Annotated in this window: 14 protein-coding genes; 4 read left to right on the forward strand and 10 right to left on the reverse strand. The window is 57.6% G+C overall.

The annotated features are described in order from the left end of the window. Positions 1-70: 70 nt before the first annotated feature. From hemW to rph, 3 genes are read right to left on the reverse strand one after another with little or no spacing between them, the layout of a single operon-like run. Positions 71-1,228 carry a radical SAM family heme chaperone HemW gene (gene hemW, locus ACW9UQ_RS08690; protein ID WP_458930624.1) on the reverse strand — a complete coding sequence of 386 codons (1,158 nt, stop codon included), beginning with the start codon at positions 1,226-1,228 and terminating at the stop codon, positions 71-73. Continuing rightward, the gene (gene rdgB / locus ACW9UQ_RS08695) at positions 1,221-1,835 is read right to left on the reverse strand and encodes an RdgB/HAM1 family non-canonical purine NTP pyrophosphatase (RefSeq protein WP_458930625.1); all 615 of its coding nucleotides are present in this window, start codon (positions 1,833-1,835) and stop codon (positions 1,221-1,223) included. Before rdgB ends, hemW begins: the two co-directional genes overlap by 8 nt. After that, complete coding sequence (rph, locus tag ACW9UQ_RS08700; RefSeq protein WP_458930626.1) at positions 1,835-2,551, reverse strand: ribonuclease PH; 717 nt, start codon at positions 2,549-2,551, stop codon at positions 1,835-1,837. The genes rdgB and rph overlap by 1 nt, the downstream gene beginning before the upstream one ends. A 124-nt stretch (positions 2,552-2,675) precedes the next feature. Between rph and hrcA the strand changes: the two genes are divergently transcribed. Next, complete coding sequence (gene hrcA / locus ACW9UQ_RS08705; protein WP_458930627.1) at positions 2,676-3,740, forward strand: heat-inducible transcriptional repressor HrcA; 1,065 nt, start codon at positions 2,676-2,678, stop codon at positions 3,738-3,740. A 27-nt stretch (positions 3,741-3,767) separates the two neighbouring features. Beyond that, positions 3,768-4,346: a nucleotide exchange factor GrpE gene (gene grpE, locus ACW9UQ_RS08710; protein WP_458930628.1), complete on the forward strand. Its 579-nt coding sequence runs from the start codon at positions 3,768-3,770 to the stop codon at positions 4,344-4,346. 69 nt (positions 4,347-4,415) lie between these two features. On the opposite strand, the gene mutS is transcribed toward grpE, so the two are convergent. The 6 genes from mutS to ACW9UQ_RS08740 all read right to left on the reverse strand — a co-directional run bounded on the left by mutS (position 4,416) and on the right by ACW9UQ_RS08740 (position 12,483). Continuing rightward, positions 4,416-7,040 (reverse strand): DNA mismatch repair protein MutS, encoded by a 2,625-nt coding sequence (mutS, locus tag ACW9UQ_RS08715; protein WP_458930657.1) that lies wholly within the window; start codon positions 7,038-7,040, stop codon positions 4,416-4,418. A gap of 78 nt (positions 7,041-7,118) precedes the next feature. After that, positions 7,119-7,721, reverse strand: a complete 603-nt coding sequence (locus tag ACW9UQ_RS08720) for a glutathione S-transferase family protein (protein WP_458930629.1) — start codon at positions 7,719-7,721, stop codon at positions 7,119-7,121. Positions 7,722-7,724: 3 nt separating this feature from the next. Continuing rightward, positions 7,725-8,747, reverse strand: a complete 1,023-nt coding sequence (holA, locus tag ACW9UQ_RS08725; protein ID WP_458930630.1) for a DNA polymerase III subunit delta — start codon at positions 8,745-8,747, stop codon at positions 7,725-7,727. Beyond that, positions 8,744-9,127 (reverse strand): LPS assembly lipoprotein LptE, encoded by a 384-nt coding sequence (gene lptE, locus ACW9UQ_RS08730; protein WP_458930631.1) that lies wholly within the window; start codon positions 9,125-9,127, stop codon positions 8,744-8,746. The genes holA and lptE overlap by 4 nt, the downstream gene beginning before the upstream one ends. Positions 9,128-9,312: 185 nt before the next feature. Continuing rightward, positions 9,313-11,895 (reverse strand): leucine--tRNA ligase, encoded by a 2,583-nt coding sequence (gene leuS / locus ACW9UQ_RS08735; protein WP_458930632.1) that lies wholly within the window; start codon positions 11,893-11,895, stop codon positions 9,313-9,315. 27 nt (positions 11,896-11,922) lie between these two features. Continuing rightward, positions 11,923-12,483, reverse strand: coding sequence for a DUF3576 domain-containing protein (locus tag ACW9UQ_RS08740; protein WP_458930633.1), 561 nt, complete (start codon positions 12,481-12,483; stop codon positions 11,923-11,925). A gap of 182 nt (positions 12,484-12,665) precedes the next feature. On the opposite strand from ACW9UQ_RS08740, the gene ACW9UQ_RS08745 reads away from it, so the two are divergent. Further along, entirely contained in the window at positions 12,666-13,601 is a 936-nt protein-coding gene (locus tag ACW9UQ_RS08745; protein ID WP_458930634.1) for a porin, read from the forward strand. A 172-nt stretch (positions 13,602-13,773) separates the two neighbouring features. Here ACW9UQ_RS08745 and ACW9UQ_RS08750 read toward each other — a convergent pair whose 3' ends face one another. Continuing rightward, positions 13,774-15,627, reverse strand: a complete 1,854-nt coding sequence (locus ACW9UQ_RS08750; protein ID WP_458930635.1) for a polysaccharide biosynthesis protein — start codon at positions 15,625-15,627, stop codon at positions 13,774-13,776. Positions 15,628-15,859: 232 nt separating this feature from the next. Between ACW9UQ_RS08750 and ACW9UQ_RS08755 the strand changes: the two genes are divergently transcribed. Next, positions 15,860-17,566, forward strand: coding sequence for a bifunctional sulfate adenylyltransferase/adenylylsulfate kinase (locus ACW9UQ_RS08755; RefSeq protein WP_458930636.1), 1,707 nt, complete (start codon positions 15,860-15,862; stop codon positions 17,564-17,566). Positions 17,567-17,664 lie beyond the last annotated feature (98 nt).

The raw sequence follows: 17,664 nt of genomic DNA on the forward strand, positions 1-17,664 counted from the left end.
GCATCATCTCACGCGTTGAAATCTCTGATTTCAGGCAGCGTTGGATGAGTTAAGTTTTTTGCATGACGCTTTAGCCTAGGGAAAGTTCACGGATTAGGTAGTTAAGTACTAAACGACCACTACTTGTGGCTCGGATGTCGCGATTGGTCACTTCCGCAAGACCTGCATCGACCAACTCCCGCAGGGCGTCGCTTTCTGCGCCATTTCCCCAACCCAGGCTCGCCAAGCGTTCCCTGCTGATCCCTTCGCCAAGGCGCAAACCCATGATCAGGTATTCATTCACCTGATCGCTGTATGACAGCGCGACCTGCTCACCTGTTTCGCCACCGTTAAGTGCTAGCTCCAACCACGCCTCTGGCTGACGCACCGCCGCGGTTGCAAAGCGCTCACCGCCTGTTTCGACCCGCCCATGTGCCCCAGGCCCAACACCGAGATACTCACCACCCCGCCAATAGACCAGGTTATGCTGACATTGATACCCGGGCTTGGCATGGTTAGAGACTTCATAAGCTGGCAAACCAGCCGCGCCGCAGACATCTTGCGTCAGTTCATAAAGATCAGCGCCAAGGTCATCTGACGGTAAACCTCGTAACCCGCCCTGCGAGTGCAAATCGCCAAACCGCGTTCCTGCTTCAATGGTCAGTTGATAAAGCGACAAATGATCGCCCGCCATCTTGCAGGCATCCGTTAACTCCTTACGCCAATCCTGCAGGCTTTGATCCTGCCGCCCGTAAATAAGATCAAAGCTGACACGATCGAACTGCGCGCGCGCTATATCAAAAGCGGCCCGCGCTTCAGCCGCACTGTGCAAACGACCCAACCGCTTCAGGTCATGGTCATTCAGCGCCTGAATACCCAAAGAAATCCGATTAACCCCGGCGTCAGCATTGGATGCAAAACGATCCGCCTCGACCGAGGTTGGATTGGCCTCAAGTGTTACCTCTGGTGTCACTGTCGCAGGCCAAAGCCGTGATACCTCATCGACAATTGCGGCAACGGTGTCCGGGTGCATCAGGCTGGGGGTTCCGCCGCCAAAAAAGATGCTGTCGACCCGCCGCCCGGACAGTCCGTCTGCCCTACGTTGCAGGTCACCAACTAAGGCCTGCCGCCAAACTGTATGATCGATGCTAGAACGGACATGTGAGTTGAAGTCACAATAGGGACACTTCGATTGGCAAAACGGCCAATGGACATAGATACCAAACCCGCCCCAGGGCTGTTCATTCACCTTTGAAACACCCATTCAGCAGTTTTGCAAACGCGTCAGCGCGATGGCTCATCGCCTGCTTTCTGGCACTGTCCATCTCGCCAAATGTTTCGGTTTCGCGATCAGGCAGAAATACTGGATCAAAGCCAAAGCCTTCCGCCCCCCGCATCGGCCAGACGATCCTGCCAGGCACTTCGCCGCGAAATACCTCATCATGCCCGTCCGGCCAGGCCAGACATAATGTACAAACAAACCGGGCGGTGCGTGGCTCTGGCGCGTTCTTGGCTTCCAGCTCAGTCCAAAGCCGCGTCATGGCCATAGGAAAATCACGGCCAGATCCGGTTTCAGCCCAGTCGGCAGTGTAAACCCCGGGTGCGCCATCCAGCGCGTCGACCTCTATCCCGCTATCATCGGCCAGAGACGGCAGGCCACTGCCCTTGGCAGCAACATGCGCTTTGATCCGCGCGTTTCCAACAAAGGTATCTTCGGTCTCTTCTGGCTCTTCCAGACCAAAATCAGTCACAGGTACAACGGAGATGCCGCCGTCTTCGAACAGTTCCGCCAATTCCCGCAGCTTTCCGGCGTTGTGTGAGGCCAGAACCAGACGATCTCCGGTAAACGGGCGCATCAGGTAGCGACAGCCTGTGTCTGCAGCGCCACAAGGCGTTCACGTCCTTTGTCGGCCAGATCCATCAATGTATCCAGTTCCGCACGGCTAAAGGGCGCACCTTCGGCTGAACCCTGCACTTCAATCAGACCACCGCTTCCGGTCATGACAAAGTTCGCGTCAGTGCCTGCGGTGCTGTCCTCGTCATAGTCAAGGTCCAGAACTGGCTGTCCCCCATATATACCGCAACTGACCGCGACCACATGGTCGTTTAGTGGATCGTGCAGAATCTCGCCGGCAGCTTTCAACCCATCCACAGCCTGCCGCAATGCGACCCAGGCGGCAGTAATCGATGCGCAACGTGTGCCACCATCAGCCTGCAGGACATCGCAATCAATAGTAATCTGTCGTTCGCCCAGCGAAGATCGGTCGACACAGGCCCGCAGTGATCGACCTATCAGGCGCTGGATTTCCTGGGTACGCCCGCTTTGCTTTCCAGCGGCCGCCTCGCGCCGGTTCCGCGAACCGGTAGAGCCTGGCAACATTCCATATTCTGCCGTTACCCAGCCCAGCCCGGAATTGCGCAAAAACGGCGGCACCCGCTCTTCCAGTGATGCCGTGCAGAACACATGCGTGTCTCCCCAGCGGATCAGGCAGGATCCGGCAGCGTGCTTCGAAACATTGGTTTCAATGGTGATATCACGCAGCTGATCCTGCGCGCGTCCTGACGGTCGCATTCCTGTCCTCCGGCAATTTGCGCCGGTGATAGACGGAATCTGCTGCCGGGTTCAATGGCCATCAAAGATTGACCGGCCTGTTTTCAGGCCATACATCGAAAGATGCAATTTTCGGCTGACCAAGATGCACTCCATAACCAACAGCCTTTCTGATCTGGATCACCGCAGCCAGGACGTGTTTCGGCGGCTGGTGGAGGCTTATCTGGAAACCGGTGATCCTGTTGGGTCCCGCACTTTGACACGCAGCCTGACGGAAAAGGTCTCAGCCGCAACCGTTCGCAACACGATGCAGGATCTGGAGCATCTGGGCCTGCTCGACAGTCCCCACGTGTCGGCTGGCCGCATCCCGACGCAGTTGGGCCTGCGCCTGTTTGTTGATGGTTTCATGGAGATCGGACAGATCTCCGACCATGACCGGGCTGAGTTGGAAAAAACCGTCGGCGGCAACGATCCGGATATCGAATCGCGGTTAGATCGGGCCGGATCGCTGCTGTCCGGCCTGACTCATGGCGCAAGTCTGGTCATGGCCCCTAAGACCGAAGCGCCGATCAAACATCTGGAATTTGTGTCCATCGCACCGGATCAGGCGCTCGTTGTGCTTGTCATGGCCGACGGCAGCGTTGAAAACCGTTTGTTCACACCGCCCGCCGGTATGACACCTTCTGCGATGCGAGAGGCAGCGAATTTCCTCTCGACCATCCTGCAGGGCTACACCTTGCGTGAAAGCGCTCGGGTGGTCAGCCAGCAGATCGACGCCCATCGTCAGGAACTCGACACGCTTGCCACCCGGCTGGTTGAGGAGGGTATCGCTGTCTGGTCTGGCGGAACAGATACCGACCACAGCCGCCTGATTGTACGCGGGCGCTCAAATCTTTTGGGAAATGATGCCGATGAGGCTGATCTGGACCGCATACGAACGCTGTTTGACGATCTGGAGCGAAAAAGGGACTTGGCCCAGCTTCTGGATCTTACGGAACAGGGTGAGGGCGTGCGGGTTTTTATCGGCTCGGAAAACAAACTCTTTTCGCTTTCCGGTTCCTCTTTGGTGGTTTCTCCCTATATGAACTCCGAACGGCAAATTATCGGTGCCGTGGGCGTGATCGGACCAACCCGGCTGAACTATGGCCGCGTGGTGCCGATTGTTGACTATACGGCGCAGCTTCTAAGCCGTATGGTCAGCGGCTGCTGAGCACCGGACAGCAAGGACAAAAAGACCATGGCAAAGAACAAGGCCACCGATATGGAAGATCAGATCGAGGAAGAGGCGTTCCTCGATGACCCCGAAGAGGTCGATATCGCAGATCTGATGGCAGAACCCACCGAAGAAGAGATTACGCTGGATGAAATTCAGGCTGAACGCGATGAGCTGAAAGATCGCCTACTGCGCGCACTAGCTGAAACAGAAAACCTGCGCAAACGCGCGGATCGGGACCGCCGCGACGCAGAGCTTTACGGCGGTGTCCGGCTGGCCCGCGATCTTTTGTCCGTACATGACAATCTGGGCCGCGCGCTTGAGGCGATTGACGATGACCTGCGCGAACAGGCCCCCGGTCTGGTCGAAGGTCTGGACCTGACCCAACGCGATCTGCTGGCGGTTTTCCAGAAACACAAAATCGAAAAGATTGAGCCAGAGATCGGCGACAAGTTCGATCCAAAGCTGCACCAGGCCATGTTCGAGGCCCCGGTGCCTGACCATCCGGCCGGTTCGATCATTCAGGTTATGGCCACCGGTTTCGTCATTGGTGAACGCTTGCTGCGGCCCGCACAGGTAGGTGTTTCGTCTGGCGGCGCCTGAAAAGATGGTGGGTTTCACCCACCCTACGCAAGCCGGACACCCGGTAGGGTGGGTGAAACCCACCCGCCCCTAGTTCTCAATAAGCACTTTAAGTTCGTAAATCAGATCCAGTGCATCCCGGGGCGACATGGTGTCAGGAAGCACGTCCTTCAGGCGGTCCTCCAGCACTGACGAAGATGTGGTTGCTGGCAACGGGGCAGGGGTGGCGGTGAACAGCGGCAAATCGTCAATCAATGCACGCGATTTGCCACCACCTTCCCGATCTCCTTCTTCCAGCGCATCGAGAACGATCCGCGCACGGCTGATCACCGCCTCCGGCAGGCCCGCCAGCTTGGCCACCTGCACTCCATAGGACCGGTCAGCTGCCCCCTCGCGGACCTCATGCAAAAAGACGACATCGCCTTCCCATTCGCGCACCGCAACGGTCGCGTTATGCAGCCTCGGCAATTGCGCTGTTAGCGAGGTCAGCTCGTGGTAATGCGTTGCAAACAGGGTTCGGCAGTCATTGACGTTATGCAGATGCTCTAACGTGGCCCAGGCAATCGCCAATCCGTCATAGGTTGAGGTGCCGCGCCCGATTTCATCCAGAATGACAAGGGCTTTCGGTCCGGCTTGATTAAGAATGGTTGCTGTCTCGACCATCTCGACCATAAAGGTCGACCGCCCGCGTGCCAGATCATCCGCTGCGCCGACGCGGCTCATGATCTGGTCGACAATGCCGATATGCGCCTGGGTTGCGGGTACAAATGATCCAATCTGTGCCAGCAGAGCGATCAGCGCATTCTGGCGTAGGAAAGTCGATTTACCAGCCATGTTGGGCCCGGTCAGCAGCCATACCGGATGGGTATCCGCGCTGCCCGCGCTCAGATTGCAGTCATTGGCAACGAATGACCCCTCGCCAGAACGACGAAGCGCAAGCTCCACCACCGGATGACGGCCGCCCTCGATCGCAAAGGCTCGGGTGCTGTCCATTCTGGGTCGCACCCAATCCTCGCCTGTGGCCAGATCGGCCAGCGCTGCCGTGAGGTCAATCTCTGCCAGCGCTTTGGCAGCCTGGGTCAGTTCTGCCGCCTTATCCAGAACCCTTTCGCGCAATTCTGCGAAGATCCGGGTTTCGATCTCTTGCGCATGGTTACCGGCATTCAGGATGCGGGTTTCAAGTTCCGACAGGTCCACGGTGGTAAAGCGCACCTGATTGGCCGTGGTCTGGCGATGGATAAATGTCTCTGACAGCGGGGCCGACATCATCTTTTCGGCATGCGTTGCCGGTGTTTCGACGAAATATCCCAGCACGTTGTTATGCTTGATCTTTAACGCAGTGACGCCCGCTTGCTCGGCATATTGCGCCTGCATACCCGCGATAACACCGCGCCCTTCTTCGCGCAGGGTACGGGTTTCATCCAGCTCCGTGTCATAACCTGCAGCAACAAAACCTCCATCGCGCGCCAGCAATGGGGGGTCGGCGACCAAAGCGTCATCCAGCAGGCTTTGCAGATCATCATGCCCGGTCAGGTCAGTTGCCGCCTGCGCCAGAAGGTCCGGCACATCCTGATCTGACAAAAGCCCGGCAATCTCAATCGCCTGAACCAATGCATCGCGCAGCGCGGTCAGATCGCGCGGGCCACCCCTGTCTAAGGATAACCGTGACAAAGCGCGCACCATATCTGGAACAGCACGCAGCGCATGGCGCAGATCAGCGGCCAGGGTGGTATTGGTTGCAAGACATGCCACAGCATCATGCCGCTCTGCAATGGTTGCGATATCCGTTGACGGGCTGGCCAGACGCAACTCCAGCAGGCGCGCGCCGGCCCCGGTCAGTGTCCGGTCGATCGCATGCAACAAAGAGCCTTCGCGCCCACCCGACAAGGTGCGCGTCAGCTCCAGATTGCGCCGCGTCGCCGCGTCGATCTGCATGACACCGCCTGTTGCCTCAATCACCGGGGGACGCAATAGGGGCAGGTTACCGCGCTGCGTCAGGTCCAGATACTCAACAACCGCGCCCAACGCCCCCAGCTCTGCCCGCTCGAAACTGCCGTATCCATCCAGCGACTTGACATTATAAAGCTCACATAACCGCTTTTGCCCGCCCGCACTGTCAAAGGCCGAGGCCGCAAGCGGTGTTAGTGTGATCCCGGCGTCTTCGGCCAGGGTGCGCAGGTTTTCACTATCTGCATCGCTGACAAGCAATTCACGCGGCGCGATCCTTGCCAGCATCGGCGACAACGCGCTGGGCGCACAGCTGGTCACCATAAAATCACCAGTCGAAACATCGACCCAGGCCAGCGCACCTGCATCCCGCACCTGCGCACAGGCCGCCAGAAAATTGTGTTGCCGCGCATTCAGCAACGAATCCTCGGTCAGGGTGCCCGGCGTGACCAGCCGCACGACATCCCGCTTGACCACGGCTTTATATCCGCGCTTTTTAGCCTCTTCCGGCTTTTCCATCTGTTCACAAACGGCCACCCGGAACCCTTTGCGGATCAGGGTCAGAAGATACCCTTCGGCGGCATGATGCGGCACACCGCACATGGCGATATCATTGCCGTCATGTTTGCCCCGTTTGGTGAGCGCAATATCAAGCGCGGCCGAGGCAGCCTCTGCATCCTCAAAAAACAACTCATAGAAATCGCCCATCCGATAAAACAGCAGCGCATCGGGATACCGTACCTTGATCGACAGGTATTGCGCCATCATCGGCGTGACGGTTTGCGTGTTCACGTTGGCTGTCCTCCTGACCTGAACCTTATGCTGTGTCGTGATCAGGCAAAAGGGTCAGGCATGGTTTTGAAGGACGCTCTTGATCCGTTCCATCGCCGGGGTCTTGCGCATCCGGGTCAGATAGTCGCCCATGGGCCCGTCGGGCAGCGGAAACTTGGCCGTGACGGCCCAACCCGCACATTGGCTGAGGATGATATCTGGGATGGTCATGCTCTCGCCAGTCAGGAACGGCTTGTCGCCCAATACTTCAGTCAGGTGTGCCATCGACCTGGTGAATTCCGCAATGGCTGTATCCTTGATCTCTGGCATGCGCAGCTTTTCCGGCAGGGCGAAGCGGTGTTTAGCCGCAAGCCATAGGGCAGCATCTACCTCGCACATAATGTAATTGGTGATCGCATCCTGCTGCGCCCGTTCAATCGTACCTGCGGCATGGGTCAGTTTGCCATGTTTGTCGGCCAGATAAGTCACAATAGCGGTCGAGTCGCTGATAACAGTATCACCATCCTTCAGGCAGGGGATCTTACCGGTCGGATTGTATTGCTTTGCCTCGCCCGAGCCGGGAATGGTCGGAACAATCTCGTAAGCCAGCTCCATCTCTTCTAATGCACGTATAACGCGCAGCGCACGGGATTTCGGATGTCCGATAACGGTATACATGGGCTATCTCCGTTGTTGCATGGCGATGCGGATGAACAGGCGTTCGACCATGGCCATATCCGGTAGGGGTCGGGGGGATCGCAGGGCCAGATCGGTGTCGGTGATCATTCGCAAAACAGATTCCAACTTGGCGACGCCAATTGCACGGGCCTGCCGCGCCATGCGGTCCCGCCGGGGGCCAAAAACTGGGGGCCGCGCCCGGGAAAGCGCCGCTTCCGGACCCTGACCGGAAGAGGCCGCCGCGTGCAACTGGCGAAAATGCCGGGTGGCCGCAATACACAGCGAGGTTGCCGTTGTACCCTGGCCAGACAGCTTGCGCATCAACTCGCCCAGATGCTCTACACCGCCCTCTGCAACCATATTGATCGCATCATCCATCGCCGCCTCAAGCGAGGTCGGCGCACAGGCAGCCACGTCTTCAGAACTGACCGGATTGGCATCGCCCAGCTTGTAAAGGGCCAGTTTTTCCATGGTCTGGCGAAAATCCCCGGGATCAAGCGCGCGGCCAAGGGCGGTCAAATCCTCCATCGCGGCGGATGAAACCGCGCCCACCCCGGCGGCCTTTAGCGCGGCTTCAATCTCTTCGCGGCTGGCGGCATCGGCATAGATCGCGGCGGATCGGCAGCGGCTGTCGCCCTCAAATAGCTTGCGCAGACTGGATCTGGCGTTCAACTGCCCTGCCGTCATGACAATAGTGGCATCGCCCGGCGCCCAGTCGCTTAGCGCGGCTTGCACAGATTTTGTAAGCGTATCGGTCGCTTCCTCAACAAAGACCACCCGGTCACCGGGGAAAAAGCCCGTGGCTTTCAGGTCATCCAGCAGGCGGGCCGGATCGCCGCGCAGATCGCCACCGGACATCCGGGTCAGGCGCATCTCGGCTTCGCCATCAGGGCCGACAAGCGCTTTGATCAGGTCCTGGCGTTTCAACGCCACGCGCATGGCGTCAGGTCCGTGGATCAAAATACCGGCGAGGCCGCGCTCTGGCTTAGCGATAAAGGCCGTCAGATCGCGCGGGCTAAGTTTCATAACCACTCATCAGCAGAAGCGGCCAGCCGTAGGACAATCTGGTCCGCAAGGTTGCGGGCCAGTCGCCGCGCGGCGTCTTCGGCTGCGGTCTGGGTTGCAAATGCCGAGGCTGTTGTGGAGTAGGCGGTGAAAGCCCGAACCCGGCCAGAAAACACAGGTTTGTCCTCATTCAGCCGATAGAGGGAGAAAACGGTCTCCCCATCCAGATTGACGCGGGTGATTGCGGCATCGGAACGAACCGCACGGCCCTCTTCATTGATCGCCGAATTTACAGACAATCGGTATTCCGGACTGTGGGCCTCTCCCAGCCGGGTGACCAGCCGATCGCGCATGTCGAAATCAAACCGGCTGTCGGGATTGTCGATCGCAATGCGTCCCAACAACCGAGATGCAGCCTGCCCCTCCGCAAACATCGGAGAAAACCCACAGCCGGCAAGCGGCAGATAGAGCAACCCCAGTAAAATATGCCTGCGGGACGCACCCGGCGTCGAAGCCTGTAGGGTGGGTGTAACCCACCCTACCCGACAGGTACCACGCTTACCACTTTCAGAGTTGCCCGATCCCATCAGGCCACCACGTTGACGATCCGGCCAGGCACCACAATCACCTTTTTCGGAGGCTTCCCATCCATGAACTTCTGCACCTGAGGATCAGCCAGTGCCTGCGCCTCAATCTCTTCCTTAGAGGCATCTGCCGCAACCGAAAGTTCCGCCCGGCGCTTCCCGTTCACCTGCACGGGCAGCACCACCGTATTATCGACCAGTAAATCAGGATCAGCCACAGGCCAGGCGGCGGTTGATACAAAGCTGTCCTGTCCCATGGCCTGCCAGATTTCCTCGGCCAGATGCGGGGTCATTGGTTGCATCAGCTGCGCCATAATCGTCATCGCCTCGCGCCGGGCCGCCGGTACACCGGCATGGCCTAAATCGGATCTGGCAATCCCGTTGGTCAGCTCATAAAGCTTGGCGACACCCTTGTTGAAGGTGAAGCCTTCGATGGCCTCCGTCACATCGCGAATGGTCCGGTGCGTCAGGCGGCGCAGCTCTTGCGCGCTGTCGCTGTCGCCTTCGGGCGCATCGCCGTGCTGCGCAATTTCATCCGCCAGACGCCAGACTTTCTGCAGATGACGCCAGGCAGCCTCCGCACCGGATGCTGTCCATTCCACATCACGTTCCGGAGGGCTGTCGGACATGACGAACCAGCGGGCGGTGTCCGCACCGTACTGATCAATGATGTCATTGGGGTCGACGACATTCTTTTTCGACTTCGACATCTTGATCAGTGGGCCGATATCCACCGGCGCGCCATCTTGAAGCCGTGCGCCGTTGTCATCCCGGATCACATCATCCGGCAGATGCCAGACGCGTCGGTCATTGGAATCCGGATGAGGTGTCGAATAGGTCTCATGCACCACCATGCCTTGAGTAAACAGCGCGTTGAACGGCTCGATCGCCTTCGCGGGCAGATGGCCGGTCTTGTTCATGGCGCGGGCAAAGAACCGGGAATAGAGCAGATGCAGGATCGCATGCTCGATCCCGCCGATATACTGATCGACATTCATCCAGTAATCAGCATCGGCGGTGTCTGTGGGTGTACCGGCGTTCGGGTTGGTAAACCGCACATAATACCACGACGAATCCACGAATGTGTCCATCGTGTCCGTTTCACGCTTTGCCGCCGCACCGCAATTCGGGCAGGTCGTGTCGCGCCAGGTCGGGTGCCAATCCAGTGGATTCCCAGGACGATCAAACGTGGCGTCATCTGGCAGCCGGATAGGCAGGTTTTCCTTTTTCTCCGGCACCACACCACAGGTTTCACAATGCACAACGGGGATCGGGCAACCCCAGAACCGCTGCCGCGAAATACCCCAATCGCGCAGCCGGTACCGGGTTTGACCCCGGCCTTTGCCCTGGTTCTCGAACCAGTCGATGGTGGCCAGTATCGCCTCTTCACCCGTTGCATTGGTCACACCGGCGAAATGATCTGTATAGATCACCTGATCTGTTTTCGGCGGCACAAGTGCCTCTGTCCCAACCTCAACCCCTTCCTGTCCGGGCAGGAAGAACGCGTTTCGAACCATCAGGTCGTATTTACGGGCAAAATCCAGATCGCGCTGATCATGCGCGGCACAGCCAAACACTGCACCGGTGCCGTAATCCATCAGCACAAAATTGCCGATCCAGACCGGCAGATCACGATCCTTTGCCGGGTGGCGCACAAAAAGACCGGTGTTGATACCGCGCTTTTCAGCGGTTTCGATGGCCTCTTCCGAGGTTCCCGTCTTGCGGCACTCTGCGCAGAAGTCAGCGATATCCGGGTTCACACCTTCCAGCGCCTTGGCCAGCGGATGATCGGGGGAGATTGCAACAAAGCCTGCCCCATGCATCGTGTCGGGCCGGGTCGAATAGCACACGATGCGTTCAAACCCATGCGCCGGTTCGGTCAGATCAAAGTCAATCTCGACCCCGCGCGATTTGCCAATCCAGTTGGCCTGCATCGCGCGTACCTTTTCAGGCCAGGCGGTCAGCCCGTCCAGTGCCTCAAGCAATTCCTCGGAGTAATCCGATATCCGCGCAAACCACTGTGTCAGCTCCCGCCGTTCGACCGGCGCACCGGATCGCCAGCCCTTGCCGTCAATCACCTGCTCATTCGCCAGAACGGTCATATCGACCGGATCCCAGTTCACCACCGCGTTCTTGCGATAGACCAAGCCAGCCTCAAGGAAGTCCAGAAACAGTGCCTGCTGCTGGCCGTAATACTCCGGATCGCAGGTCGCGAAGGACCGCGACCAGTCATGCGTATATCCCAGCGGCTTCAGCTGGGCCTTCATGTCATCGATATTCTGATAGGTCCAAGCACCCGGATGAACGCCCTTTTCCATCGCGGCATTTTCTGCCGGCAGACCAAAGGCATCAAAACCCATGGGATGCAGCACGTTGAAACCGCGCGCAGTTTTATAGCGCGCAACAACATCGCCCATCGTGTAATTGCGGGTATGGCCAATATGGATGCGCCCTGAGGGATAGGGAAACATCTCAAGCACGTAGTATTTTTCGCGGCTTGGATCGGCCTGAGTGGCGAAAATTCCCGCCTCCTCCCAGGCTTTCTGCCATTTTGGCTCGATCACGCGGGCATTGAGACGGGACATAGTCTAAGGTCTTTCGCTTGGCGGCCCTTAGCCGCGATTGTTTTCGGCCATTTTCATCTGGCGGGCCCGGGTCAGAATGGAATCCTCGATCTGCCGTGCGACATCATCGCTGACAGCAACACCAGTACCGCCGCCGCGGAACACGGCAACACGCAGGGAGCGCGCATCCAAAGCAGGTTGAGAGATATAGACTGTCACACGATAGGGCGTGGAGGCGCCGTTGACTCGGCCCCAGCCCGTGGCAATCACGCCAGAAAACGGATCAACGGTTTCAATAGGCAGGAAAGACAGCACATCCAGCGAGGCCGCCCAAAGGTGCCGGTTCACGGCAATCTTCTGGTCAGCGTTGTCATCGGCGAACAGATCAAAGAAAGATGACCTTTCCCCCTCATCGGCTGTCGGTAGGTTCTGCCGTTGCCGTTCCAGCGAGGCCTGACGCTCCGCTTCCGTACGTCCGCCGCAGCCGGACAAAATAGCGGCAGCTGCCACAAACGAAACTATACCCAAATACCGCATCCGGTTTCCCCGCAGACCAAAGGTTTCAAAGCGTTCTAACCAAGGCAGGAAATCGTCACAAGGCCTTTCCATTTTGTAACCTTCTGAAACCTTGTTCACCAGACTGTGGCATTGCTGCATCAACAATCTTTTCCCAGTCTTTTTATGGCGCATTCGCTTGACCCATCTGGCGGATTTGATCAATTAACAACCGTACTCATCCGGGTCTCCTCGGATAGAGGTGCACCTTGAAACCTTATAATTGAGGGAAAACGATGAAAAACGTTCTCTTCGCAACAAGCGCACTTGTTGCACTCTCTGCCGGGGGCGCAGCACTTGCTGACGGACATGAAGGCGGTATCTCCTTCTCAGGCGACGCGCGTCTGGGTCTTGTCTATGCTGACGGTATCGACACTAACGGCGATGGACTGACTAATGGCGACGATGATGATCTGTTTGGCACTTCGCGTGCTCGCGTCAAGGTAACTGCGTCCGGTACATCTGACGCTGGAATTAATTTCGGCTTCAACTTCCGCATTGGTGACGCAGATAGCGCTGACAACCAAGCTGGTGTTGCAAACCCTGCTCCTGCTCTTGGCCAAAGCCCAGGTGTTTCCACCAAGGGCGAGGTTTTTGTTGGCGGCAGCTTTGGTACCCTGACCTACGGCGACACCGATACCGGTCTGGAAAAGCGCGTTAGCAATGTTGATGCAATCTCGTTGACCGGTCTGGGTGATCGCAACGAAATCGCGCGTCAGACCAGCCTGAACCCGCAGATTCGTTACGATTATGATTTCGATAGCTTCGGCATCTCGCTTTCGACACAGGGTGACCTGGAAAGCTTCGCCGTTGGTGTTGGCGGAACCTTTGACTTCGGTTCGAACAGCGTTTCGGTTGGTATTGGTTACGACGATGCAGCCAAGCACATCGCAGCATCGTTGGGCGCAGGCTTTGGTCCGGTTGATGTAAAAGTTGCATATGCAACTGGCGACACCGTTGACATGGATCTGGCTGTAAGCCTTGGCTACTCCTCCGGTGCTCTGTCGCTGGCTGGTTTCTACCACATGTCTGATGCTGGTGGCACTGACCTGAATTCGTATGGTGTTGGTATGGCCTACGATCTGGGCGGTGGTCTGGAGCTGAAGACCGGTGTTGCTGCCAACGACGCGGACGTTCTGACCGCTGACCTCGGCTTCGCAATGACCTTCTGATCCTTTTGGATCAAGTCGATTTTGGAAAGAGCGGGCACTGCCCGCTCTTTTCTTTTGAGGGGTAGTTGCCTCGAAGCCGGGATGTCATCTTCGGCAAAATATGACATCAGCAATATGATGAATGTGCGTTACTAGCCGCGCCAAGTCGGCCCTTGCCAAACATGTGATTGGGTCAGTCAGTGTCGGATGGGGTGTAGCCATCCACATGGGTCTGCATCAGGGTGATGATGTCTGGTGCGATGCCGGTCTGCAGGATGTTGTGCAGGGTTTGCAGGACAGTATGTGTCTCGTCCGAACTCAGATGCCCCTCAGCAGCGCGCATGATCTTGGGGTGCGCGGTGGGTGTGACGCCTTCGCCGATCAGCAGTTCTTCGTACAGTTTTTCACCCGGGCGCAGGCCGGTGATCTTGATCTCAATGTCGCCGTCGGGTGTGTCTGCGTCGCGTAAGGTATAGCCTGACAATTCGATCAGGCTGCGGGCCAGGTCGTAGATTTTAACCGGCTTGCCCATGTCCAGCACAAAGACCTCTCCGCCGGTTGCAAAGGACCCTGCCAGCAGGACCAACTGAGCAGCCTCGGGTATGGTCATGAAATAACGTGTGATCTCGGGGTGGGTCAGGGTGACCGGGCCGCCGCGGCTGATCTGGTCGCGGAACAGCGGAATGACCGAGCCCGAGGAGCCCAGCACATTGCCAAAGCGCACCATGGTCAGGCGGGTTTTGTTGGTGCGGGTCTGGCGGTCCTGGATCACCATTTCAGCCAGGCGTTTTGTGGCCCCCATGACATTGGTCGGGCGCACCGCCTTGTCGGTGGACACATGGATAAAGCGTTCCACCCCGGCCTCAATCGCGGCATCGGCGATCACCTGCGTGCCGATCACGTTGTTGCGCGCACCCTCCAGCGGGTTGTCCTCGACCAGCGGTACATGCTTATAGGCGGCTGCGTGCAATATGATATCAACACTCTCGCGCTTCAGCACCTCTGCCACCCGGCGCGGGTCCGTCACTGAGCCGAGAACCGGGACCAGCGTGACATCCGGCCCCGCCGACCGAAGCAGTTCCTGATGAATGGCGTAAAGCGCATATTCGCTTTGCTCGAACAGCACCAACCGCTTTGCCCCGGTTTCCACAATCTGTCGTGACAGTTCCGAACCGATAGAGCCGCCAGCCCCGCTGACCAGAATACACTTGTCTTTGTAAACGGCCGAGATTTCCGGCCCGCGCATATCCACGGCATCGCGACCCAGCAGATCGTCCGGCGAGACAGGGCGCAGCTGGTCTTGCAGATCGCGACCATCCAGCATTTCCTCAAATGACGGTAAGGTCAGAACTTCGACCTGTTGTGCCTGCAACTCCTCCAACAGCTTTTGCCGCTGGCTGCGCCGCACCGATGGCATGGCCAGAATGACCTGCGCTACATTTTTGCGTCGGATCAAATCTGGCAGCTGATCTGGCTGATAGACACGCAATCCGGCGACAGAAACGCGCCGTAGATCCGGATTGTCATCGATGAAAGCGACGGGTCGCAATTCCGGCGATGCGCGCAGTGCCGCGATCAGCCTTTGACCGGTGGAGCCGGCACCATAGATAAGGACATTCTTGCGGTCCCCCGATTGCAGTCTGCCCAATCCCTCAAGGATGATCAGCCGGGAAAAAACGGCGAAGAACAGAAACACAGCGCCCCAGATGCCGGGAACAGAACGAGGGAATCCCTGCGCCAGAAACGTGTTCATCGCGGCAAAGATCACCGCCATCACAAACGCATAGCGGCCCAGCTGGAACAATGCGTTATTGTCAAAGCTACGCAATACGATATGCGGGATGCCCATAACCCAGGACAGCGCCATCCCGATCAGCGGAAAGGCCAGATAGGTCAGCCAGCCAGCATCCCAGTACTGTGTCGGCCACCATTCACCCAGCCGCAGTTGCAGACTGACCTGAATGGCCAGCAGCGTCAGCAAGCCATCCATCACAAGGATGGCGATAGATTTCTGATTGCGTGAAAGGGTATCGGGGCTGCGCGTCATCTGGGTCTGCGATCCGTGCTTTCTTGGCAGGTAACTCTGCAAAAAACTGCCAAATTATGTCAGAGATGTAAGCCCTTAGCACCAGATCACAGCAGACCCACCTTGTCACGCAAAACGCAGGTTTCAGCCTGCTTTGGTAACATTAGCGAAACTTATACATGTTTGACCCTTTGACGCAGGCCACGATACTGCTAAATGGCCCCGATCATAGCACAACGCCTTAGGACCCGTGATGACCCCAGCCAACACAATGCCCATCGCAGAGCTTTATGTTTCCTATGACAGCGCGGAAAAGCTGAAGAAGGAAGCCGGTGAAATGATCTCGTGGGATCTGACACCGCGCCAGATTTGCGATCTGGAGCTTTTGATGAATGGCGGTTTCGCGCCGTTGACAGGGTTCTTGGGGCAGGATGATTACAATAGTGTTGTCGACAACATGCGTCTGGCTGATGGAACGCTGTGGCCGATGCCGATCACGCTGGATGTGTCAGAAGGGTTTTCCGAAAAGGTTGAGGCCGGGCAGGATATCGCGCTACGCGATCAGGAAGGCGTGATTCTGGCGATCCTTTCGATCTCGGATAAGTGGAGCCCGGATAAGCCGCGGGAGGCAGAAAAGGTCTTTGGTGCCGACGATCTGGCCCATCCTGCGGTGAATTATCTGCATAATGTTGCCGGGCCGATTTATCTGGGTGGCCGGATCACCGGCATCCAACAGCCGGTGCATTATGACTATAAGGGTCGCCGCGACACGCCGAATGAGTTGCGCGCCTTCTTTCGCAAAATGGGTTGGCGCCGCGTTGTGGCGTTCCAGACCCGCAATCCGCTGCACCGGGCGCATCAGGAACTGACCTTCCGCGCAGCTAAGGAAGCGCAGGCCAACCTGCTGATCCATCCGGTGGTTGGCATGACAAAACCGGGCGATATCGACCACTTCACCCGTGTGCGCTGCTATGAGGCGGTTCTGGATAAGTATCCCTCGACCACGACCTCGCTTAGCCTTTTGAACCTGGCGATGCGCATGGCTGGCCCTCGGGAAGCGGTCTGGCACGGACTGATCCGCAGGAACCATGGCTGCACGCATTTCATCGTGGGCCGGGATCATGCCGGGCCGGGCCAAAACTCCAAAGGAGAGGATTTTTACGGGCCTTATGATGCGCAGGACCTGTTCAAGCAGCATCAGGACGAAATCGGCATCGAGATGGTCGATTTCAAACATATGGTCTTTGTGCAGGAGCGCGCGCAATACGAACCGGCGGACGAGGTAGAGGAGGGCATGACTGTTCTGAACATTTCGGGCACCGAGTTGCGTCGTCGTCTGGCAGAGGGTCTGGAAATCCCTGAATGGTTTTCCTTCCCCGAAGTGGTGGAGGAGTTGCGCCGCACTCGCCCTGCCAAATCCAAGCAGGGTTTTACAGTATTCTTCACCGGCTTTTCTGGTTCCGGCAAATCGACCATTGCCAACGCCGTCATGGTCAAGCTGATGGAAATGGGTGGGCGTCCTGTGACCTTGCTGGATGGGGATGTGGTTCGCAAAAATCTGTCTTCGGAACTTGGGTTCTCGAAAGAGCATCGTGATCTGAACATTCGCCGCATAGGCTATGTTGCATCAGAGATCACCAAGAACGGCGGCATCGCACTTTGCGCGCCGATTGCGCCATATTCCGCCACTCGCCGGGCTGTGCGCGAAGAGATCGAGCAATACGGAACCTTCGTCGAAGTGCATGTTGCGACCTCGATCGAGGAATGCGAGCGTCGCGACCGCAAGGGTCTTTACAAGCTGGCTCGTGAAGGAAAGATCAAGGAATTCACTGGTATTTCAGATCCTTATGAGGTTCCGGAAAGCCCTGAGCTTCGTCTGGATACGGAAAATGTCGATGTCGACAATTGTGCGCATCAGGTGATCCTGAAGCTGGAATCAATCGGTTTGATCGCGGGCTAGCGCTGCCTGAAATTCCGGCTTCCACAGGTTGGCTGTGGCAAAACGCTTTGGCTTCTGATCATTTGCTGTCTATGTGATCTCTGCGGGTAGAGGTCAGA

This window comes from Halovulum sp. GXIMD14793, from assembly GCF_054457435.1.